Consider the following 255-nt stretch of genomic DNA (forward strand, 5'->3'; position numbering starts at 1 on the left):
AAGTGGCTGTTACTGCCTAATCTACGCTTATCGCAAGTTACTACGTCCTTCATCGCCTCTGACTGCCAAGGCATCCACCGTGTACGCTTAGTCACTTAACCATACAACCCGAAGAAGTTTCGTGTTGTAGACAAGTCACCAAGGTTGTCTCTCATTATTTGAATGAGCGAGAGACGTTTGATTTTGCCGGACTCAATTTTGAAAACTTACCGAAGTAAGCTTTCCCAAGAACACTTGAATGTGTTTGGTATCAAT

The 255-nt window shown here is 43.1% G+C and carries 1 rRNA gene; it reads right to left on the bottom strand.

The annotated features are described in order from the left end of the window. Positions 1-101 (bottom strand): 23S ribosomal RNA (locus EXZ60_RS19235); the annotation flags it as partial. Positions 102-255 lie beyond the last annotated feature (154 nt).

It is taken from the genome of Vibrio sp. 1151_11, from assembly GCF_029478525.1.
Classification (GTDB): domain Bacteria; phylum Pseudomonadota; class Gammaproteobacteria; order Enterobacterales; family Vibrionaceae; genus Vibrio; species Vibrio anguillarum.